Raw genomic sequence first — 22,041 nt, 5'->3', positions numbered from 1 at the left:
TATTTTGAGCTGGTTTCGGACCCTCCGGCTCACCAGAGGAATCATCAATGAAAAGGATAAATTTGAGATGTGGATAGTCAAGAGCATACACGTGATCTGGCACGCCCTGATCCTGGCTGTATTTTTCAGCCGGACTTTTGTTATCCGGCTGATCACCAAAAATCCGATCAAACGCCGCCTGTGGGAGATCAAGAACACCACCCTCACTTCCAAGTGGTTCGTGCACTCCTTTCATCTCAAGCTGCAGGTGAGAAATCCTGAGCGCCTGAAAGAACTGAAAGACCAAAGCCTGCTCGTGGTGGGAAACCATGCCTCGCTGCTGGATATATTCGCCCTCGGGGCCCAGGACAACTATGTTTTCATCACCTCCAAGGACATGAGCGAAACCCCTGTCCTGGGTGAAGTTGTGCGCTCCGGAGGCACCCTGTATACCGACCGCAAAGAGAAAGCCAGCCTGCCCCAGGAGATCAAGCGCTTCGCGGAAACCGTGCGCGCGGGCTTCAAGGTGGTCCTCTTTCCCGAGCAATCAGGCACCGACGGTTCCCATGTCAAGGAATTCCGCAAATCCCTCTTCCAGGTTGCAGTGGAAGGCTGCTGCACGGTCCTTCCCGTCTGCATCCGCTATCTGCGCCTGGACGGCAAACCGTTGACAGACTTGAACCGTTCCACGGTCTGCTGGTACAAAGGCATCAACATGCTCAAGCACTATTGGAACCTTCTGGCGCGCCGCATCGAGGCAGAACTGAGCTTCCTCGACCCGGTGGAATACGACCCGGCCCGCAACCGGGGCGAACTTTCCGATCTCGTCTACGAAAAGGTGAGCGAGGCATTTCGCAGTTACGACACGCAAACCACATGAGCACAATCTTTTAAGGAGACAAAATGGCCAAAAGGAACGACCGGCTCCAACTCGGCAAGGCAAATTTCATCATTTTGGCGGTGGCGGCAATTTTGCTGGTCATCGGCTATATCATCATGGCGCAGAACGAGATAACGATCTCGCCCCTGATCCTGGTGGCCGTCTATGTGGTGCTGATCCCCTTCGGACTGCTCTATAAAGGCAAACCCAAGGAATAGCCTTGACCCTGCTCACTGAGGAGACCGCCGCCAAGCTCAAGCGCTTTCAGTTCCAGGCCAAAGCCATCGTCGAAGGTTTCCTCGTCGGTCTCCACAAATCCCCCTACCACGGCTTCAGCGTGGAATTTTCCGATCACCGCGAATATAACAGCGGCGATCCGATCAAGAACATCGACTGGAAGATCGTGGCCAAAACAGAACGCTACTACGTCAAACGCTTCGAGGAGGAGACCAACCTCCGCTGCTACATCATCCTGGACCACAGCCGCTCCATGTTCTACGGCTCCGGGGACAGCACCAAGATAGATTACGCCTGCCGTCTGGCCGCGGCGCTGTCCTGGCTGATGATCGGGCAAAAGGACGCGGTCGGGCTGGTCACCTTCAACACCCAGATCACCTCGATGCTCCCTCCCAAGGCCTATCGGGGCTACCTGGCCCAGATCTTCAGGGTGCTGGCTGAACTTGAGCCCAAGGATTCCACCCGGCTGCTGGAAAACCTGCACAAAGCGGCGGAATCGATCCGCAAGCGCAGCCTGATCATCGTCATTTCCGACCTCCTGGACGACCCGGACAAAATCATCGAGGGGCTCAAACATTTCCGTTCCATGCACCACGAGGTCCTGGTCTTCCACATCACGGACCTTCAGGAAGACGATTTCCGCTTTCGCCACGAGACCGAATTCGTGGACAGCGAGACCGGGGAAATGCTGACCGTCAATCCCTGGCAGATCAGGAGCGAATATCTGGCCAATTATTCCGGGCACGTCAACCGGCTCAAATCGGACTGCCACCAATACCAGATCGAATACAACCCCGTGAGCACGGCCACCCCCATCGACGACCTGCTCCTTAAATACCTTTTGATGCGCAAAAAGGGCTGAGGTCCATATCCGATGTGCCGCGCAAGAGGAAAACTTCAAACAAGCCCCAAAATGGAGCTTTGAGAGCATGGAGCCCAGACGCGTCATGGCCCAACAGATCAGAGAGGCCATGATCTCTGCCATCGGGGAAATTTACTGCCGCCCCCACTCCGAAACACTCGAGCTTCTGAAAATTGCCCGCGATCAGGAACAGGATGAGATCGCCCGGGATATGCTGGATTCCATTCTGGCCAACGCGGAGATCGGAGCCAGGGAAGGCATCCCTGTTTGCCAGGATACCGGCTTGGTGATCGTGTTTGCTGAGATAGGCACTTCAGTTCTGATCGAGGGCGTCACCCTGCGTGATATAATTGAAGCCGCAGCTGCCGAGGCCTGGCAGAAATATTTCCTGCGCGATTCCATCGCGTCAGACCCGCTCCGCCGGGTGCAAAAACCTGAGCCGGCAAACACCGGATCTGAAGGATGCAATACTGGCCCGGAGACCTTGTACGGGCCAGACACAGCCAAATCAATTCCGGTAATTCTGCATCTCGATCAGGTTCCCGGGGAAAAGCTCACCCTGCATGTCGCGCTTAAAGGCGGCGGCGCGGAAAACTGCAGCGCGCTTAAAATGTTCAACCCCACCACCCCTCTTGAGGATATCGAGGACTTCATTGTCGCGACGGTTGTGCAAGCTGGAGGCAAAGCCTGTCCGCCGGTTATCGTGGGAGTTGGTATCGGTGGAGATTTTGAGCTTTGCGCCCGGCTGGCCAAGCAAGCCCTGATCGTTCCTCACTCCGCCGAGGGCAAGAAGATCTGTCTTTTGAACCTGGAGCAGCGCCTCTTGGATAGGATCAACGCAGAGGGAAAGGGGGTGCAGGGTTTTGCAGGCTCCACCACCGCGCTCGAGGTCAGGATCCTGACAGCGCCCTGCCATATCGCATCCCTGCCCGTGGCCGTGAATCTGGACTGCCATGCGCACCGCTGCACCACGAGGATCATCTGATGTTTCACGTGAAACATGGTCCTGCGTTTGAGTTCATTAATGGCAAAACCGAGGGACAGAGGCAAGGAGATCTGTTGACATGGGAAAAAGCAGAGCATAAATTGCCTGACCACTTTTCAGCCGTTCCCTGCACTGGAATCCAACCGAAAAACAAAATCCCTTTCCTGCAAAGATGAAAACCTACAAGCTGAGTTTACCCCTTGATCCACAAGTTATCCACAATCTAAAGCGGGGTGACAAGATCCTGCTCAGCGGTGTTCTGTATACAGCCCGCGACCAGGTGCATGCCCGGCTGGCTGAACTTATCCACAGGGGCGAAGACATCCCAATTCCACTTTCCGAGGGTGCGCTTTTTTACTGCGGCCCTTCGCCCACTCCGCCCGGAAAGATCAGCGGCGCCATTGGGCCCACCACCTCGTCCCGGATGGACAGATTCACCCCCCTGCTGTTGGAGCAGGGCTTGCAAGTCATGCTCGGCAAAGGCGAACGTTCTCCGGAGGTCGAGTCTGCGATAAGAAAGCACGGGGCCTTGTATCTGGTCTGCGTGGGAGGCATCTCGGCCCTGCTCACCAAGAGCGCAGTTTCACGTGAAACCTTCCTTTGGCCGGAGCTGGGCGCCGAGGCAGTCTATCGCATTGTGGTGCAAGACTTTCCCTGCTACGTAGCCCTGTCCTGAAGCCATCGCCCTCCCGATCACTACGCTATCAATACGGACTCATTACGGACTTTGTCCGTAATGAGTCCGTATTGACACCGTAATGATAAGGGGAGCCATATCTGGGTATTCCTGGTAATTGTCTGTTGGGCAGATAGTTAGATCTGCTTGAAGTCCAAAGCCAATTTGGCGGTAATTTCCGGCTAGAGTCCAGGCTCGTTCCTCTCTCGACTCCAGCTTTTCGTTCAGGCCTGGGCGAGGCGGTTCTTGTAGTCCCTGAGTTTTTCCCTGAGATCAGCGTCCTGCAGGGCCAGGATCTGGATGGCAAGCAGGGCGGCGTTTTTGGCCCCGCCGATCGCCACGGAGGCCACAGGAACGCCAGGCGGCATTTGGGCTATGGAAAGCAGGGCATCCAGGCCACCCAAACCACCGCTGGCCAAGGGTATGCCGATCACGGGCAAAATGGTTTGGGAGGCGATCACACCCGGCAGATGGGCGGCCATGCCAGCGGCGGCGATGATCACCTTAACACCTTCAGCCTCAGCCGCTTGGGCAAGCAGGACGGTGTTGGCCGGCTGGCGATGCGCGGAGGAAACGTGGAAATCGTAGGCGACCCCGAATTCTTCCAGGACCTGTTTGACCGGTTCGCAGGAAGCGAGGTCGCTCTTGCTGCCCAAAAACACGCGTACCAGGGGCATAACTTATTTTTCCTGAGAGTCTTGCAACACCGTAAGGTGCTGGTGGATCTCCTCCACATTGGCGGCGCTGGAGAAAGCTTCCAGGATGCCGGGGCTCATGATCAGCTTGGAGATGTAGGAAAGGCTGAAGAGGTGCTGTTTGTCGTTGTGCAGCAGGAGCATGAAGAAGATGTTGACCGGTTTGTTATCCGGGGCGTCGAAATCCACCGGTTCACTGGAGCGGCCGAAGAGGATGCTGGGGGCCTTGATCTTGGAGGGGTGCAGGTGGCGCGGGTGGAGCAGGGCGACCCCGTGTCCGATGGCGGTGGAGATCAGTTCTTCGCGGGCGACGACGACCTCATAGAGCCAGCGGGCGTCGCGGACGAGCTTGAGTTCCTTGGCTTTTTCGCTCAGGATGCGGATGGCGTCGAATTTGTTTTCAGCGCCGAAATCCAGAAAAATGTTTTCGGGCCGCATGTATTCCTCAAAGTGGCAGATCACGCGCTTGAGTGCGAGCAGATGTTCGTCCCGTTCATTGAGGTTTTCCAGCCATTCATTGAGGGAATCTTCGTCGATCTTGACGTTCTTGCCCACCAATTTGGTCTCGAAAGTCTCGCTGTTTATCATCTCCTGGATGACGCGTTCGGACACCTTGAGTTTCTTTGCTGCATCGGCCTTGGAAATGTATTTCTTGGCCATTGTTAACCTCCCTTGGTTTTGGCACAGTAAAATATCAAGTGGATCTTTTGGCAAGGTTTAACTTGACAAAGATAGAGATTTTTTTGAGGATGGCATAATGGTCAAGAAATTTATTTGGTTCGGACTCCTCTGCGCGGTACTTTTTGGCTGCTCATATTCCGTATATTCAAATGCTTACCCGCATTTGAAAAAAATTGCCGTGCGCGCTTTTGAGAACAGATCCACCGAGTTTGATCTGGGCGACAGGGTGCTCAATGGACTGACGGAGCAGTTTCAAAAGGACGGGCGGCTGAAGCTGGTCACGCAGCAGCCGGATTGCACGCTGGAAGGGGAGATCACGGGCCTGGACGAGAACGTTTACAGCTATGACAGCGGGAACAACGTGCAGGATTACATGCTGCGCCTTTACTGCAGCGTCACTTTCACCGATCTGATCAACAACCAGACGATCTATGAAAACAAAAACCTGGTGCTGACCGAGGCCTACGCCGTATCCAGCGAAAGCACGGCCAAATCCAAAAGCAAAGAGGAAGCCATTGATGAACTCATCGCGCAGCTCTTCCGGAACATCGTCCAAAACAGCCTCGAAACCTGGTGAGGGCGTGCGCCTGAACCGCTGGCTGGCTGAATGCGGAGTCTGTTCGCGCCGCGAAGCGGATGAACTGATCCGCCGTGGCGAGGTGCGCGTGAACGGCGAGGCCTGCGCCGACCTCAGCCGCAGGATCGATCCCGCGCAGGATACGGTCGAGCACAAGGGCAAGAAGCTGGAACGAGCTCAGGAGAGGACCTATCTGCTGCTGAACAAGCCTCGGGGCTACGTTGTTTCCCGGTCTGATGAGTTTGAGCGCCAGACCATCTATGCCCTGCTTCCGGAAAGCGCTGCCAACCTGCGCTACGCCGGACGTTTGGACAAAAATTCCGAAGGCCTGCTGCTGCTTACCAACGACGGGGATATGATCAACCGGCTCACGCATCCCACCCACAAGGTGGAAAAGGTCTACCGGGTGGAGATCAACCGCCGTTTGGGCAAAAAGGAACTGGACGCGCTACGCGCCGGGGTGCGCATCGAAGGCGGGATCACTCATTCCGCGGGAGTGTATGTCAAAAGCAGCACGGAAAGCGGCATGACGCTCAAGCTGGTGATCACCGAAGGGCGCAAGCGCCAGATCCGCCAGATGGTTGAGGCTGTGGGCGCCAAGGTTTTGCGGCTCAAGCGGCTGCAGTTCGGGCCTCTGCTGTTGAAAGACCTTCCCACCGGCCGCTGGAGGTTGCTCACGGCAGCGGAATTGCGCGCCCTTAAATTCATCACGGAGAAAGCCAAAACATGAAAATAGCCTTGCTGGGACTGCCCAAAAGCGGCAAGACAACCATCTTCAACGCCGTGACCAAAAGCTCGGCCAGCACGGACAAATACGCTCCGGCGGCCACAGAGCCGAACGTCGGGGTCGTGCAGGTGCCCGATGAACGGGTCATCCGGCTGAGCGAGCTTTACAAACCCAAGAAGACGATCTACGCCCACATCGAATACCGCGATTATCCGGGAATTTTCTCGGCCCACGCGGAAAATCCGGACAACGCCCTGTTTTCGGACATCAAGGCCAACGAGGGTTTCGTTTTGGTGCTGCGTGCCTTTAGAGACGAGGAACTGGACGGCCTGTTCGCTGCCGGGGAGCCTTTGCGGCAGCTGTCCGCCTTTGAGGACGAGATGCTGCTGAGCGACCTGATCGTGGCTGAAAAGCGCATCGAAAAGATCGAACTGGGCTACAAGCGTGGCGTGAAAACCGCCGCCATCCAGTTTGAGGAAAAGATCCTGCGCCAGGTCTGCGAGCAGCTTCAATCCGGCCAACCCCTGCGCGGCATGGAACTCCATCCCGAGGAGGAAAAGGCCCTGCGCGGCTTCCGCTTTTTCAGCCAGAAACCGCTGTTGGTGCTGATCAATTGCCACGAGGACGACTACCACGGCATGGATGACCTGAAGCAGCAGATCGAGGCTCGGGGTTTTCACGCCGAGGTGATCGCGGGGCGTTTTGAGGAAGAGCTCAGCAAGCTGGAAAGCGATGAGGCGCAGCTCTTTATGGAGGACATGGGGATCAGCGAAAGCATCCGCGACCGTTTCACCCATCTCTGCTACAGCATGCTCGGCTACATCAGCTTTTTCACCGTCGGCGAGGACGAAGTGCGGGCCTGGACCATCGAGCAGGGCGACACCGCGGTCATCGCGGCCGGCAAGATCCATTCGGACCTGGCGCGGGGCTTCATCCGGGCGGAATGTTTCGCCTATGACGACCTGATGGCGCACGGCTCGGAAAAGGTTTTGCGCGAAAAGGGCTTGTTCCGCTTGGAAGGCAAGGACTACAGCGTGAATGACGGGGACATAATCTCTGTCCGCTTCAGCGTTTAGCAGGAAGAAAATGGCAAAAAGAAAGCGAAAATACACAAAAAGCAATTCCAGAAAGAAGCGGCGTTCTCTGAAAGCCTGGCAGAAACGTTTGGTCTCGGGGCTGCTGACCCTTTTCGGGCTGCTGGTCATGATATCTTTGCTGTTCGGCCCGGATTCGATCCAGGCGGATATCGCCAGGCTCAATTCAGGCGGCAACTTCTTCTCCTGGCTGTTCCAGAGGGACGTCCAGATCACAAATCCGATGGGCATTTTTGGGGTGGCAGTCGGTTATTTTTTCTCTTATTTCTTTGGTTTCCTGCTCTCGCTGGTGGGCGCGGCGCTGTTCAGCCTGGTCTCGATGCAGTATTTTCTGGATCCCGAAACACCCCGAAGCCGGCAGAAGGGCTACTTGCTGATTATCATCGTTTTCCTGCTACAAGTGCTTGTCGCCAAAAACCTTACAAACTACGATCACACCGTGATACCGCGGGCCATTTGGGTTGGGCTGTCCGCTGTGTTCAGCAGTTTCGGCGCCTCCCTGCTCCTGATCCTGGGCATGGCGCTCACCCTCATCCTGGTATTGGAATACAGGCGGATAAAAGAAGGCCTGTCCAAGCTTTGGGAAGATTTTTCCCGCAACCGCGAACTGCGCCGGCAGCAAGCCAAAAACGGAACTCCGACCATCAGCGCCGAAGGTGCCGCGCCAGCCATCGCCCCGGTGATCCAAAACCATTCCCAGCAGCAGGATACGCCTGCTGGAGAGCCAGCGCGGCCCTCCAGGGACAAGGTGAGCGAAAAAAGCAGGCCCGTCCCGCCGCCGCGTCAAGATGAAGAAGATGACGAGGACCGCGAATACGTGATCCCCTCCATCGCGGACTTTTTGGAAAGCCCGGTCAAGCTATCAGAGCGCGACCGCAAAGAGATCGAAAACCAAATCCTGAGCACGAGCCAGATCCTCAAATCCAAGCTTTCGGAATTTGGAATCGAGGCCGAGGTCCGCAACGTCAACATCGGGCCGATCATCACGCAGTATGAACTGGAGCCGGCCAAAGGCGTGAAGGTGAACCGCTTCACCTCGCTGGCCGACGACATTGCCCTGGCGATCAAGGCCAAATCCATCCGGGTTCAGGCTCCGATCCCTGGCCGCGGTTTGATCGGGATCGAGATCCCCAACCTCAGCCGGGACATGATCTATCTGCGCGACCTGCTCCTCTCCGAAGAGATGCGGGCCATGAAGTCCAAGCTCGCGTTCGGCCTGGGCAAAGACACCTCAGGCCATCCCGTGGTCACCGATCTGGCAAAGATGCCCCACCTGCTCATCGCCGGTGCCACCGGCAGCGGTAAAAGCGTGTGCATCAACACGATAATAATGAGCCTGATCCTGCGCACGACCCCGGAGGACCTGCGCCTGATCCTGATCGACCCCAAGAGGGTGGAACTCGCTGGCTACAATGAACTTCCGCATCTCATCGGCAGTGTCGTAACCGAGCCCGACCACGCCCTGGAAAACATGTATTGGGCGGTGAAGGAGATGGAGCGGCGCTACGAACTGCTGCAGGAGGCGCGGGTGCGCGACATCAATGCCTTCAACGAACGCGCGGAACAGGACGGCGAATTTGAGAAACTGCCCTTTATCGTGATCATCGTGGACGAGTTTGCCGACCTCATCCTCACCAGCGGCAAGGACATCGAATTGCCCATCACCCGCCTGGCGCAGATGGCTCGCGCGGTCGGGATCCATCTGATCCTGGCCACCCAGAGGCCCTCCATCAAGGTCATCACCGGCATCATCAAGGCCAATTTTTCCGCCCGGATCGCCTTCCAGGTCTCATCCCGCGTCGATTCGCGCGTGATCCTGGACATGATCGGCGCGGAACGGCTGCTGGGGAATGGCGACATGCTCTTCATGCCGCCCGGAAAGGCAGTTGCAGAGCGCATTCACGGGGCCTTTGTCTCCGACCACGAGATCGCCCGGGTCTGCGAATTTTTGGGCATGCAACCCAAGCCGAAGCAGGAGTTTGCCATCGTGCCGGAAGACTCTGGCGAGTTTGGCGATTTCGACTATGACGACGAACTCTTCCCCGAGGCCGCCAGGGTGGTGGTTTCCGCCAACACGGCCTCGGTCTCCATGCTGCAAAGGCATTTCCGCATCGGCTACGCCAGGGCAGGACGCCTGATCGACCTGCTGGAACGAGCCCATATCATCGGACCGCATTTGGGGTCCAAATCACGCGACGTCCTGGCCACCACCGAGGACCTGATCCATCGCGGCATCATCCGCGGAGACTGATTTTCCGCAGGATACGGCCTCGGCAGCGGTATAAACTGCAAAGATCCGGGATTGACCTTTAAGACAAAGAAATACAACGAGATAACCCATAGAGGAAGGACAATGAAGAAGTATCTGCTGCTGTTGGCACTGCTGTTCCTGGTCCTGGCAAACCACGCCGCGACAAGCAGTTCCGACCTGTATGCCAAACTGCGGTCGGCCTATCAAAGCCTGAAAAGCTTCCAGGCCGAGGTGCTGCAAAGCAATTTCTACCCGCAGCTCAACAAGGCCATCAGCTACGACGGGAAGATCTATTTCACTCCCGGCAGGATGCTGATGAGCTTCACCAAGCCAAGCGTGCAGCGTCTCAAGATCGAAGCAGGGCGGGTGGAGCTCTATGACGCTTCATCCAACACGTTGTTCCGCACCGACATGCTGCCTGAATTTGGCAGAATGAACCCGGTGGAAATACTCCAGCTCTATTGGACAAAGTCTTCCGTGACAGTAACTTCGGAAGACAAGAACAGCGCCGGGGTGAAGCTCGTGCCCGCCAAGGACGATCTGGTGAGAACGCTCTCAGCCACCCTGAACAAGAACAGCGGCATCGTGAGCAAACTGAGCTATACGGACCGCGGTGGAAATTCCGTAACTTACACATTCACAAACATCAAGCTCAACGGCAGTATCCCGGAATCTGTTTGGAACTTCCGCTACCCCGAAGACGTGCAAGTCGTTGAGCAATAGCAGGTAAGAAAGATGATAGCATTGATCATGGCCGGCGGCTCCGGCACCCGCTTCTGGCCTGCCAGCCGTTCTGACCAGCCCAAGCAGTTTCTCCGCGTTTCCGGAGACAAGTCCATGCTGCAGTTGACTTTCGAGCGTCTGGAGCCTTTGGTCCCGGCCGCCCGGACCTATGTGGTCACTTCCGCATCCCAGTCAGGCCTGGTGCGTGAACATCTGCCCCAACTGCCAGCCGAAAACATCATCATCGAGCCCTTTGGCATGAACACGGCGCCCTGCATAGCCCTGAGCCTGGCCCATCTGGAAAGGCTTTGGCCGCCCGGGGAGACGATGCTGGTTTTGCCCGCCGATCACGTGATCAAGGACATTCCGCTGTTTCTGGACAGCCTGAGGAAGGCGGAAAGCGTGGCCAAGACGGGAGCTCTGGTCACCTTCGGCATTGTGCCTGAATATCCGGCCACCGGCTATGGCTATATTCAAACTGGAGAGGAACTTGAAGCCGGAGTGATCAGGGTTGAGCAGTTCAAGGAAAAGCCAGACCTGGCCACCGCCACCAGTTTCCTGCGGCAGGGCAACTTCCTCTGGAACAGTGGGATGTTCGCCTGGAGCCTGAGTTCGATCCACGCAGCCTTTGCCTCATTTCTGCCCGAAGCTCTGGAAGTGGCCAACGAGGTGATTAAACTAAGGGAAAACTCTGTCCCTGAGACAGATATAGAAATCAGCTATGGCAAGATGCCGCGCCTGCCGATTGACATCGGGATCATGGAAAAAGCCTCCCAGAGGGCCGTTCTGCCTGTAAGTTACGGCTGGAGCGATGTAGGTTCCTGGAAAGCGCTGGCGGACATTTCTTCGGCGGACGGGGACCTGAACCATTTCCAACAGGACGGATACTCCCGTTCTGCCAGGGATAACTATGTGTACAGCAAGAAGTTCGTAGCCCTGATCGGAGTGGCCGGACTCTGCGTCGTGGAAACCGAAGACGCCATCCTGGTCTGCAGTAAGACTCAGAGCGAAGAGGTGAAGCACGTGGTTGATCATTTAAGGCAGCAGAACAGGGATGACCTGCTGTGAGCGCGATGCCGTAACTATATGTTCAGTATCGTCTTATGAGAATGTGGACCACTTATCTGCGGGCCGTGCTGGCCATGCTCTTCTGGGCCGTCACCTTCGTCTGGATCAAGGTGGCGCTGATCACCTACCGGCCTTTCGAGATCGTGTTTTTGCGGCTACTGCTGGCATCCGTGCTGCTATTTGCCGTGATCTTCATCTTTGGCAAGAGGGAGAAAGTGCGGGGACGGGACATCCTCTACCTGATGATGGTGGCTTTTTTTGAGCCTTTTCTCTATTTCTTGGGCGAGGCCAATGGCATGCGCTACGTTTCCTCCACCCTGGGTTCGCTGATCATCTCCACCATTCCCATCGTGACCGCCATCGGGGCCTGGCTCTTCCTGAAGGAAAAGATCTATCCGCACATCATTGCCGGCCTGCTGGTCTCCTTTTCCGGAGTGGCCCTGCTCAGCCTGACCGAGCCTGACCTTTCCGGAACCCTAAAAGGCATCATGCTGCTGTTCCTGGCAGTTTTTGCCGGGATGATGTATGGCATCACCGTGCGACGCATCACTCTCAAATACAGGTCCCTGACCATCGTGGCCTGGCAAAGCCTGTTCGGGATGCTCTATATCCTGCCTTTGTTCCTGTGGTACGACTGGGGCCACTTCAGCTCTGTCCAGCATTCTTCCCGGGGGCTTCTGACCATCGCGGCGATGTCGGTTTTTGCCTCAGTCGGCGCTTTTGTCCTCTTCACCGGCGTGATCCGCGAACTGGGTGTAATCCGCTCCAATGTCTTCACCAATCTGATCCCGGTGTTCACCGTCATCCTGGCCTTTTTGATCCTGGGCGACAGGCTCACCCTGTATGGCCTGGGCGGGGTTCTGCTCACGATTCTGGGCCTGCTGCTGGCCCAGTATCCAGACCTGCGACGCCTGCACCGCCGGGCCTTTGGCAAAAATGATCCGGCAAATGGAATGTAACATGCATACTTTATTGTTTAGTATAATATATGAATTGTGGAGGTTGTGAATGCGCCTTTATGGAAAGACGCTTCTCCTGCTTGTCCTGATGACAGCGGCTGTCGCGCTGTTAACCGCGCAAAGCGTGAAATTCAGTGTCAGCCCGACCCAGCTTCGCCCAGGAGAAAAGGGAACGCTGCGGGCCACTTTGACCATCCCGCCGGAACTGGAAAAGAAACAATCCTACGACCCCGGCGAGGGTGAGGGTTCCTATCTCTATGTGACCGGCGAACATCCAGACCTCAGTTTTGGATCAACGCAGTATCCCAAAGCTGACCACGTCTCGGAAGCCGGGATCTGGGAATACTACGGCCCCTTGATCCTCAGCCTGCCGTTCACGGTGAAGGCCAATGCCTCGCCTGGAGTCATAAAGATACAGACGGCAATGTCTTACGGACTCTGCCACAAGGTCAGCGGCTTCTGCGACGTGCCCGATGAAGTGCCCGGATCAGTGCATCTGACCATACTGGCCGCGGAGGCAGTTGCCGAAACGAGCGCGGATGCAGAGACTTCTTCGGGCGACACTGTTGTAACAGCGGAAGCTGTTGTTGGCGTGGAAGTTGAAACCACCGGTGAAGATTCCGCTGCAAAGGCCCAGGATACCGCTACCACTACATCTAAGATACTGTTCTACATGCTGATGGCGATCCTGGGCGGTATCGTGCTCAATTTCACTCCCTGCGTGCTGCCCATTCTCCCCATCCGGGCCATGAGCATGGTCAACCAGGCCCAGAAAGACGTGACCAAGGTGTTTCTGCACACCATGGCTTACGCCACCGGGGTTCTGATCTCATTTGGGGCGATCGCGGCGGTGTTCATCATCGCCAGGGTCTCCGGGGTCAACCTCACCTACGGTTTTCTGAGCCAGAGCCTGAGCTACAACCTCATCATGCTCAGCATCCTCTTTCTCTTTGGGCTCTCCTTGCTGGGCGTGTTTGAAATGACAGTTCCCGGCATGAGCGCTGCCGGAAAGGCCACTGCCAAAAAGGGTTACACGGGCTCCTTCTTTATGGGCATCTTCGCTTTCTTGATGGGCTTTTCCTGCATGGGCCCCTTCATGGGTCCAGCCCTGGAAGTGGCGGTGCGGCTCAGCTCTCCACTCTTGTTGGTCTTTTTCCTGCTGATCGGGTTTGGTTTTGCCCTGCCCTTTATCATCATCAGCCTCTTTCCCAAGGCGCTCAAACTCATTCCCAAGCCCGGCACCTGGATGAATATTTTCAAGGAAGTGATGGGATTCCTGCTGCTGCTCCTGGTCTGGAAGTATTTCTCCAACATCTGGGGACTCACCAAAAGCGGCTCCTATCTGCTGGATACCGCGCACTACATGGTGTTTTTGGGCTTTGCCGCCTGGCTCTACGGCCGCTTCGTGCGCATGGAGCACAGCAAGGCCGTGCAGTTCATTTTCAGCTTCCTCACCCTTGCCGTAATTGTCTGGAGCGCATACAACTATCTGCCCTGGCAGGAAAAGCACGAGCCGCCCCAAACCGAGGTGGCTTTGGTTGATGGCATGCAGCCGGCAGACCATCCCGGCTGGTATGTGTTCAGCCCGGAACTCTTCCACAGACTGCAATCAGAAGGAAAGACAGTGTTTCTGGACATCGGGGCGGCCTGGTGCACCAACTGCAAGGTCAACGAAAGAAAGGTATTGCATACAGAGGACATCATGGCCGATTTTGCCCGCCACGAAGTGGTGCTGCTCAAGGGCGATTTCACCCGGGAGGATCCTGTCCTCAAAGACTGGATCCAAAAGGGCGGCAGCATCGGAGTGCCCTTCAATGTGCTCTACATTCCCGGCCAAGAGCCGATCAAAATGTCCGAACTCTTCAGTAAGGAAGACCTGCGCCGGGCCCTGGCCCAAATACCGGCCAAGGAGGATAATTGAAACGCATCACATTCTCGCTACTGATCATTCTGAGCGCTCTGTTCCCAGTTGGGTGCGATCGCTTTGCTCATGATTTCGCGGTAGACTTTGAAAAAGAGCTGTTTACGCCGTTGCAACTTGCCTTTGACGCTCATCCCATCTCAGGCATCGAGCCGGTGATGGATTACTTCGCGGATGAGTACAATCACTTTGGCTCGAGCAAGAACGAACTCCGCCTCTGGCTGGAGAGTATTTTCAGCATTGAGCCAGAAGCCCAGGCGGAAGTGAGGTTGGCATCGCATGAGTTGCATTCCGACAGCACTGCTGTGGCAAACTGGAAACTGACAATAAGTTCCGTCGATAAAAGGAATGTACTGGCGGATAGCACATTCACAGGTGATCGACTGGTAAAACGGAACGGAAAGTGGCTGTTGCGAGGCAACCAGGTTTGGACTGAACCGCCGATCCAGGAACTGAAGGTAATCATCGAGTACTTCACTTTTTATGGCTGTCCCAACTGTCCGCCTGTGGAAGAGGAATTGCATAATCTTGAACTGGCTTTCCCCAACCTGGGCTATTTGGAATACCACACCACCGGTCCCCTGATGATGCCGGGAGATCAAACCTTCTCCTATTACGGTCCATTCACAGTTCCCACCTCGATCTTCCAGGGCGAGACACTCGTTATCGGCAGCGGGCAAGCAATAGCCAACTACGCTCCCCTCTCTCTTTCTCTTCTTCAGCAGGAAAACGCTATCCGCTATTACGATCCCGTGATCAGCGTGAGCATGGAGGACCAGACCGTGTCCGGATCGCTCACCCTCGATCCCCAGATACCGGATTTCAACTATCAGGGCCTAGTGCTGAACTACGTGCTCATCGAACGGGTTTCCAGCTATAACAACACCCAGGGCGAACCCCTGCGCAATGTTGTCCGCGCCAAAGGCAGCATGGCCATTTCAGCTTCGGACATGAACAATCCGCTCGTCTTTTCGCTGGTGTCACCCACAGCCATACCGGAAGACGCTTCCCTGGTTATCTTTGCCCAGACCAAACCTGGCGAATTTGCCAATGACGCGACTATCCATGGCGGTATCAAAATCGCCCTGGATCAAATCATCTTGGATAAATAGCAGATGTCCCCAATAATGAAAAAAAACAGGAGAACATAATGAAAACCTGGATCTGCGTGATCATCCTCGCCCTGCTGGCCGGAACCGCATTTGCCGACGCCATGCCCGAATTCCGCCTGCCGGACGAGAAGGGCAAGAACGTAGCCCTAGCGGAATTGCTGGGCAGGGGCCCCATAATACTGGATTTCTGGGCGGATTACTGCCAGCCCTGCAAACAAGCGATGCCCGGCCTGAACGCCTTGGCAGAAAAATATGACAGCCTGACCGTGGTGCTGGTATCCATCGACGCTCCCAAGATGCAAGCCCGGGCCAAGAACTATCTGAACAGCAAGAGCTTCAAGTTCATAACCCTCTTTGATCCAGACAAGACTTTGGCCAAAAAGCTGAACGTGGTCAATCCGCCCCACACCTTCATCTTGGATAAGGATGGCCAGATCGTCTATGAGCATCTGGGCTACGAACCAGGCATGGAAGCGGAATACGAAAGCAAGATCCGCAATTTGCTGGGTCTGGAGAATACAGAAGAGGTTGAGGCCGGACCTGAAGAACAGGAAATTGTTGTTCCACAAGAGGATGAAGAATGCGAAGACTGATCCTGCCCCTCTTGTTGCTGACCCTGAGCCTGGCCCTCGGTGCTCAGAGCAGCCTGCTCGTGAACGGGATGAACGAGGCCAAATTCACCTACCGCACGGCCCCAGATTCCCTCAACGCCTATTTCCGCGATTCTTTCAGCTTCAACCTGGGCTACCGCAATTTCCGCTTCGGGATGAAATTCATCGCCGAGCTGCCCAAATACAGCACCAGCCAAAGTGAACTGCTGGATGAACTTAGCGCGGACCGGCTGAACCTGGGCTGGAAAGAGCTCCATGCCAGCTATGCCAAAGACGCCTATCTCATCCACGCCGGCACGATCGAGGAAACTTTCGGAAGCGGGATCGTCTTCCGCAGCTTCGAGGACCTGGAGTTTGACCAGGACAACCGGGTCTCTGGTTTCAAATTCGCCTATGACGACGCGCTGCGCTTAAAAGCCCTCTACAGCGGGATTCCCAACCCCGGCGCGCCCTCCAAGCTTGACCTGGCCTATGGCCTGGATGCCGAATATCCTGTCTGGCAGGGATTTACCTTGGGAGGAAGCGCGCTGGCCATGCGTGATCTTACGCCTTTTAACACTTACAGCCAAAACGACGTGTTTGGAGGCCGGCTCAGATTCCAGAGCGGTCCGCTCGAAACCACGGCGGAGTACTCGCAGCGAGAGCTTTATCGCCGCGGCATGGGACTGGCTTCCCTATCCGGCAGCGCTTTGTACGGCACCCTGGCCCTCAGTTTTTCACCCCTCCAGTTCGGCGGCGCCTACAAACGCTACGACCAGTTCCAATACCGCCTGCAGGACCTACCCCTGGCAAACTACCACAACGAAACCCTGGCCGACAACCAGGGCTCCGGGATCGACGAAGAAGGCTTCCAGGCCTGGACCAACCTCACTTTCATTCAGGACCTGGTGATCAACCTCGATTACGCCGAAGCCTGGAATCAAGCCAAGACCATGCGGATGAACGATGCCTACTTCGGTCTGGACTGGACGCAGGACAACCTGATCGGCACCCTTTCCTACAGCCACGTGGAGAAGGTGGACAATGAGCTAAGCCATTGGCAGAAAGAAACCTACCCCGGCTTCAACCTGGGTTTTCCCGCTGGCAGGACCAGCCTGGTGCTTTCCGGCGAGTTCAAGACTGTGGAAAAGCAGTCTTTTGACCTGGAAAGCAGCCACTATGAGCCCAAACTGCAGGCCGACGTCACGCTGGGAAAACTGGCCCTCTCGGTCGGCGCCCAAAGCTGGTGGGAGGATTTCTCCGCCATAACGGACAGCCGCTACTGGGCGAACCTGGAGGCCAAGTATCCCATCCTCTCCGGCACCGACCTCGTTTTCTTCGCAGGCAAGGAAGCCGGCGGAAAGGTCTGCCGCAATGGCGTTTGCCGCTATGTGGCGCCTTTTTCCGGGCTGCGCCTGGAACTCAACACCAGATTCTAAAGGAACCCGAACATGAAAAACATACTCTTAGTCCTTTTCCTGCTTGCCGTTACGGCTTTGGCGGCAGACCCCACCTTCCATCCTCTGACCACCTATGGGGAAGCTTTTGTGACCGCCGGCGATGCCAACAGCGACGCAGCTTTGTCCAGCTTTGAACAACTGCTGGACCAGACCCACCGGGGTGAATTCATCGCCGCCCGGGTCTACCATGCCTCCGGAAACCTCAGCAATGACGACACGGAAGGCCGCTTCACTGATCTGGAGATAACTTCGGTGCCCACGATCGTCTTCAATGCCGATTCCAGGCTGGCGGGACAGGCCACCGCTGAAGCTTATCAGGACATGCTTCGTTCCCTGCTTTTCAAGCCTGCTCCGGTTAAAATGGAAGTTGCCAGCTTCAATTCCGGCACAGGCGCGGTTTCCGCCATCCTGACCCGTCTCGAACCGGACATGGAGGACACCTATTACGCCCTGGCCTGGTTTCTGATCGAAAATGACGTCAGCACAGCAACCCGCGTCACCCGGCAGATCCTCTATCAGCCAATAACCCTGCCCCCAGCGGGAAACCAGTCCACATTCAACAATTCCTTCACCATCGATCCCGCCTGGAACGCCGCGAACCTCTGGGTGGCCGTGTCCCTGGAAAAAGACAACCTGGAACTGGTACAGAGCGCTTCCACCCAGGCATTGCCGGATAACAGCATCCGCTTTGTGGCCGACTGGTACCAATACGGCCAGACGCTCGACATCCCTCTGCCCGGCGACATGTACAATTCCGAGCTTTTCTGGTTTGTCAATACCGGCGCGGCGGACAACATGCAGATGCGCATCGTGATCGACGATGCGCCAACGGACTGGTACATAAACTATTGCGATGAAGTCGGAAACTGCTATCCCGGCTCCTCCTACCTGCCTCTGGTCCTGGGTGCCGGAGACATGCAGGCCTTCCACCTCAACATCTGGATCGGCTCCCTCGGGATCGCGGAATTCCACTATGAGATCACTTCCGACAACCTGGGCACCTACACTGTTCCCTTCCGCCTGCGCAGCGGGGTCGTGAGCGCTCAGGAAAGCTTGCTGATACCCGCTCTTAGCCTGTCCGCAAACAGCCCCAATCCTTTCAGCGGGGCCACCACTTTCCTCGTGAATGCCCAAAGATCAGCCACCGCCAGCATCCAGGTCTTCAATTCCCGGGGCCAGAAAGTGGATGAAACCCCCGCCCAAAACCTGCAACAGGGTGAAAACCAGATCGCCTGGCAGGCCCCGCCAAATCTGCCCGCCGGAGTCTATTTCTACCGCCTCCAAAGCGAGCCCGGCTCCCTGCGCCGCATGCTGCTGCTAAAATGACCAGACTAAGGAGTTTCCTGATGAAAAGAATTCTGCTGACCGCCTTTCTGCTTTGCCTGCTGGCCGCTGTCTTTTCTGCCACCCCGCTGAAAGACGAGTTTGAATCCCGGATGATGAACGCCGCCTCGGAAGAGGAGGCCATCCTGTACATCCAAAGATACGCGGAACGGATGACCGATGTGGATGACCTGCGCTACCTGCAAAACCAATGGATGAACATCGACAAGCCAGCCTGCCGCAACTTCTTTGCCGACAAGCATCTGCAATATCCGGAAGTCTCCACCTACCACTATCTCTGGCTGCGGACCTCGGAAGACCAGACAGAACAGATCACCGGCTCGCGTGAACTGATTGCCCGCCACCCTGATTTTTACTGGGGTTATCGAATTTTCACGGCCACCTACGCCCAGATCCTGCAAAATCCGGACGCCCCCGCAGCACTCAAAGAGAACATGCAGGCCCATCTGGCCAGCGATTTCGCCCTCCTCGAGCAAGGCCTGAAACTGTTTCCCAACGACGATTACATCCACCTTGCCCTCTTCCACTATCACAGCGCACAAAAGGATTACAACCGGGCTGAGATACACCTTTCCAGCCTGCAGGACGCCGGCGCGATCGAGACCAATTTCCAGAATGTGATGGACTTCATCGCTGCCTCCAGGCGCACGCGGGTCTTCGAAATCCTCTTTCCCAAAGTGGTTTCCCGCACCATCGCCAGGAAGGATATCGCCCCCGGGGACAGCCTTGCCTACTATCAGGCCTACTATCTGCAAGCCCTGTCCGTGGCCGGCGATTGGAACGGTATGCGGGACTATTTTGAGCGCTATCCGGAGCTAAAAACCTCGGACAGGACGATCAACAGCCGCATCGTCATGCACATGGGCCTGGGTGAGAACGACACCGCGCTGAATCTGCTGGAAGGCGCCATGGCGGTCAATCTGATCGAATATCCGGACGCCGTTGAGGAAGCCAACTATGATGCCTTGCGCATCCTGCCCCGCTGGGATGAGGTGATGGCTCTCGCGGCCAAAAACTGGGAGGCCGGCAGAGCCAACCGCAAAACCGAGGCCCTGGCCAAAAAGATGTCCAAGCCAGCGCCGCTCTGGGAACTGCCCGACAAAAAGGGCAACCTCGTGAAACTGGAGGATCTGCGCGGCCAGATCGTGATCCTGGATTTCTGGGCCACCTGGTGCGGACCCTGCCGCAGGACCCTGCCCCTGCTCGACAAGTGGAATAAAGCCAATCAGGACGATGACATCAGCGTGATCTGCATCAATACTTGGGAAAGCCCGGTCGACCGCGACAAGGTGGTCGCCTATCTGGAAGAACGGGGCTACGGTATGCAGCTGCTCTTCGGAAACAACGAGCTGCCAAAGGCTTACGGTTTCACCGGCATTCCCTACATCTGCGCGATCGACAAGCAGGGAAACATTGCCTTCGAACTTTCCGGATACAGCCGCGGACTGCCGGAACTACTCGATTTCTGGGTGGAGGATCTCCGCCGCTGAGGACCATACGTGGCGCGCTTTCCCCAGGATTTCCTGACCCGGAATGAACAGAACGCGCTGCTCCTGGTCTGCGGACTGGCCATTCTGGGCATCTTTCTGAGCCAACTGGGCGGGGAAATTCCCCTGCTCAGAACTGAACTGGACGAACCCGCGCAGCTGATTGCCGCCGTCAGCGAGGACAAGCCGGTCCAGATCGACGTCCGCACCGCTTCCCATGAGGAACTGATGCTGCTTCCCGGCATCGGACCCAAGCGGGCTCAGGACATCATCGACTTTCGCCAGACCCAGCCATTCACAAAAACCGAGGATCTGCTCCTGATCAAGGGCATCGGGCCCAAAACCCTGGCCAAAATGCTCCCTTTCCTCCTGCATTTCGGCGATTCGCAACTCTCCAACCTGCTTGGGGACGGGAAATCCAGCCTCCAAACTGACGTCGCCACCTTCATCGAACAGGTTACAACCCCACCCCAGCCGGCCAAAACATCAAAGCCGCCCTCCGTTCCCAAAACCGAACTGACCAACATCGTGAATATCAACAGCGCCGGACTCGAAGAGCTTTGCACCCTGCCCGGCATAGGAGAGGTCAAGGCTCAGGCCATAGTTGATTTCAGGACCCAAAACGGGCCTTTCACAGCCATCGAGGACATCACCAAGGTCAAAGGCATCGGGCCTAAAACATTGGAAAAGATCCGCCACCGCCTCAGCGTGGGAGAGTAAATCATGCTGCGAAAACTCCATCCTTTCCACCTCAGGATCCTCATCCTGAGCCTGTTTTTCCTGTTCATGACCATTCAAATCGCGGCCCTTGAATACCACGCCCTGGCGCTCAGGTCCGACGGCACTTTGGCCGCCTGGGGCGAGGACTACAATTACGGATTGGACAACGTCCCCACCGGGTATGATTTCGTGGCCATCGCCACAGGGTCCAAACACAGCCTAGCCCTAACTTCCGCGGGCAATGTCGTGGCCTGGGGAGACAATTACCACGGGCAGTTGAATGTCCCCGCCGGCCATGTTTACACGCGCATTCCAGCCGGCAACTATCACAGTGGCGCGATCACTTCCGAAGGTACTGTGGTCGCTTGGGGCTCAAACGAATTCGGCCTGACGGAAGTTCCCGCGGGAGGCGGCTTCACGGATCTGGCCTGTGGCGGCAGGCTGAGTTTCGCCCTGCGCGAGGTTCCGGACCGCGACCGGCTGGTTTGGATCCATAACCTCAGAGGCCAGCCAGTCGCTTCCGTCCAGCTCCGCCGGGGCCAAACCACCGCTGACTGGGACGGCAAAGACGCCTCGGGAAACCTCTGTGCCTCCGGGGTATATCTCTATCACTGCCAGGGACTTGGACCTCAGGCCGGAGGGAAGTTCCTGATCCTGAAGTAAGCGGTTGTTCGCCTGCCTCAGAACCTGCCAGAACCGGTTTTAGATTCCCGATTTTTTCGGTCGCCCTCCTTATCATTACGCTATCAATACGGACTCATTACGGACTTTGTCCGTAATGAGTCCGTATTGATAGCGTATTGATAAGGGGAGCCAAAAGTTGAGTCTCAAATGTTGGTGTAAATTCCAACTCATTGTTTCTCAGGTTGTTTGAGGGCATCTGATCTCCCTCGTTACTCACAATCTATGTAAGGCCAAGCGGCAAATTGCATTGTTTTCATCTTGTTAATCCAAGTCAAGTTCTTTTTCATCAAAAGCTACCTTATTGCGGCGGGCTGGAGCCCTGCGGAGGA

Annotated in this window: 22 protein-coding genes; 20 read left to right on the top strand and 2 right to left on the bottom strand. The window is 56.2% G+C overall.

Features of this window, described 5'->3' with window-relative positions:
- Positions 1 to 67 precede the first annotated feature (67 nt).
- The 5 genes from K0B87_03825 (at position 68) to K0B87_03805 (ending at position 3,619) form a co-directional block, all read left to right on the top strand.
- The gene (locus K0B87_03825) at positions 68 to 859 is read left to right on the top strand and encodes a 1-acyl-sn-glycerol-3-phosphate acyltransferase (protein MBW6513868.1); all 792 of its coding nucleotides are present in this window, start codon (positions 68 to 70) and stop codon (positions 857 to 859) included.
- Between the two features lie 23 nt (positions 860 to 882).
- Complete coding sequence (locus K0B87_03820; GenBank protein ID MBW6513867.1) at positions 883 to 1,077, top strand: hypothetical protein; 195 nt, start codon at positions 883 to 885, stop codon at positions 1,075 to 1,077.
- A gap of 2 nt (positions 1,078 to 1,079) precedes the next feature.
- Positions 1,080 to 1,958, top strand: coding sequence for a DUF58 domain-containing protein (locus K0B87_03815; protein ID MBW6513866.1), 879 nt, complete (start codon positions 1,080 to 1,082; stop codon positions 1,956 to 1,958).
- Between the two features lie 67 nt (positions 1,959 to 2,025).
- Positions 2,026 to 2,943 carry a fumarate hydratase gene (locus tag K0B87_03810; GenBank protein ID MBW6513865.1) on the top strand — a complete coding sequence of 306 codons (918 nt, stop codon included), beginning with the start codon at positions 2,026 to 2,028 and terminating at the stop codon, positions 2,941 to 2,943.
- Between the two features lie 172 nt (positions 2,944 to 3,115).
- Positions 3,116 to 3,619, top strand: coding sequence for a FumA C-terminus/TtdB family hydratase beta subunit (locus K0B87_03805; GenBank protein MBW6513864.1), 504 nt, complete (start codon positions 3,116 to 3,118; stop codon positions 3,617 to 3,619).
- A 224-nt stretch (positions 3,620 to 3,843) separates the two neighbouring features.
- Here the strand turns inward: K0B87_03805 and purE are convergent, their stop codons facing one another.
- Complete coding sequence (gene purE, locus K0B87_03800; GenBank protein ID MBW6513863.1) at positions 3,844 to 4,296, bottom strand: 5-(carboxyamino)imidazole ribonucleotide mutase; 453 nt, start codon at positions 4,294 to 4,296, stop codon at positions 3,844 to 3,846.
- A gap of 3 nt (positions 4,297 to 4,299) precedes the next feature.
- Positions 4,300 to 4,974, bottom strand: a complete 675-nt coding sequence (locus tag K0B87_03795) for a PTS sugar transporter subunit IIA (protein ID MBW6513862.1) — start codon at positions 4,972 to 4,974, stop codon at positions 4,300 to 4,302.
- Between the two features lie 97 nt (positions 4,975 to 5,071).
- Here K0B87_03795 and K0B87_03790 point away from each other — a divergent pair, with 97 nt between their 5' ends.
- The 15 genes from K0B87_03790 (at position 5,072) to K0B87_03720 (ending at position 21,691) form a co-directional block, all read left to right on the top strand.
- Positions 5,072 to 5,572, top strand: coding sequence for a hypothetical protein (locus tag K0B87_03790; protein ID MBW6513861.1), 501 nt, complete (start codon positions 5,072 to 5,074; stop codon positions 5,570 to 5,572).
- Entirely contained in the window at positions 5,514 to 6,302 is a 789-nt protein-coding gene (locus tag K0B87_03785; GenBank protein ID MBW6513860.1) for an rRNA pseudouridine synthase, read from the top strand. Before K0B87_03790 ends, K0B87_03785 begins: the two co-directional genes overlap by 59 nt.
- A complete protein-coding gene (locus K0B87_03780; protein MBW6513859.1) occupies positions 6,299 to 7,375 on the top strand; it encodes a YchF family ATPase in 1,077 nt (358 codons plus the stop codon). Before K0B87_03785 ends, K0B87_03780 begins: the two co-directional genes overlap by 4 nt.
- A gap of 10 nt (positions 7,376 to 7,385) precedes the next feature.
- The gene (locus K0B87_03775; protein ID MBW6513858.1) at positions 7,386 to 9,644 is read left to right on the top strand and encodes a DNA translocase FtsK; all 2,259 of its coding nucleotides are present in this window, start codon (positions 7,386 to 7,388) and stop codon (positions 9,642 to 9,644) included.
- A gap of 102 nt (positions 9,645 to 9,746) precedes the next feature.
- A complete protein-coding gene (locus K0B87_03770) occupies positions 9,747 to 10,367 on the top strand; it encodes an outer membrane lipoprotein carrier protein LolA (GenBank protein MBW6513857.1) in 621 nt (206 codons plus the stop codon).
- 12 nt (positions 10,368 to 10,379) lie between these two features.
- Positions 10,380 to 11,435, top strand: a complete 1,056-nt coding sequence (locus K0B87_03765) for an NTP transferase domain-containing protein (GenBank protein MBW6513856.1) — start codon at positions 10,380 to 10,382, stop codon at positions 11,433 to 11,435.
- Between the two features lie 35 nt (positions 11,436 to 11,470).
- The gene (locus K0B87_03760; protein ID MBW6513855.1) at positions 11,471 to 12,394 is read left to right on the top strand and encodes a DMT family transporter; all 924 of its coding nucleotides are present in this window, start codon (positions 11,471 to 11,473) and stop codon (positions 12,392 to 12,394) included.
- A gap of 49 nt (positions 12,395 to 12,443) precedes the next feature.
- Positions 12,444 to 14,315 carry a thioredoxin family protein gene (locus K0B87_03755; protein ID MBW6513854.1) on the top strand — a complete coding sequence of 624 codons (1,872 nt, stop codon included), beginning with the start codon at positions 12,444 to 12,446 and terminating at the stop codon, positions 14,313 to 14,315.
- Positions 14,312 to 15,427, top strand: coding sequence for a hypothetical protein (locus K0B87_03750; GenBank protein ID MBW6513853.1), 1,116 nt, complete (start codon positions 14,312 to 14,314; stop codon positions 15,425 to 15,427). The genes K0B87_03755 and K0B87_03750 overlap by 4 nt, the downstream gene beginning before the upstream one ends.
- Positions 15,428 to 15,528: 101 nt before the next feature.
- Positions 15,529 to 16,020: a TlpA family protein disulfide reductase gene (locus K0B87_03745; protein ID MBW6513852.1), complete on the top strand. Its 492-nt coding sequence runs from the start codon at positions 15,529 to 15,531 to the stop codon at positions 16,018 to 16,020.
- The gene (locus K0B87_03740) at positions 16,008 to 17,456 is read left to right on the top strand and encodes a hypothetical protein (GenBank protein MBW6513851.1); all 1,449 of its coding nucleotides are present in this window, start codon (positions 16,008 to 16,010) and stop codon (positions 17,454 to 17,456) included. The genes K0B87_03745 and K0B87_03740 overlap by 13 nt, the downstream gene beginning before the upstream one ends.
- A 12-nt stretch (positions 17,457 to 17,468) precedes the next feature.
- Entirely contained in the window at positions 17,469 to 18,803 is a 1,335-nt protein-coding gene (locus K0B87_03735; GenBank protein ID MBW6513850.1) for a T9SS type A sorting domain-containing protein, read from the top strand.
- A gap of 20 nt (positions 18,804 to 18,823) precedes the next feature.
- On the top strand, positions 18,824 to 20,311 hold the full coding sequence (locus K0B87_03730) for a TlpA family protein disulfide reductase (GenBank protein MBW6513849.1): 1,488 nt from the start codon (positions 18,824 to 18,826) through the stop codon (positions 20,309 to 20,311).
- A gap of 9 nt (positions 20,312 to 20,320) precedes the next feature.
- Positions 20,321 to 21,028: a ComEA family DNA-binding protein gene (locus K0B87_03725; protein MBW6513848.1), complete on the top strand. Its 708-nt coding sequence runs from the start codon at positions 20,321 to 20,323 to the stop codon at positions 21,026 to 21,028.
- A 3-nt stretch (positions 21,029 to 21,031) separates the two neighbouring features.
- Complete coding sequence (locus tag K0B87_03720; GenBank protein MBW6513847.1) at positions 21,032 to 21,691, top strand: hypothetical protein; 660 nt, start codon at positions 21,032 to 21,034, stop codon at positions 21,689 to 21,691.
- Positions 21,692 to 22,041: the final 350 nt, after the last annotated feature.

Origin of the sequence: Candidatus Syntrophosphaera sp., from assembly GCA_019429425.1 — a bacterium.
In the GTDB taxonomy this organism is placed as follows: Bacteria; Cloacimonadota; Cloacimonadia; order Cloacimonadales; family Cloacimonadaceae; genus Syntrophosphaera.
The sequence above is the reverse complement of the archived record's forward strand: the minus strand, read 5'-3'. Positions and strand labels throughout refer to the sequence as shown.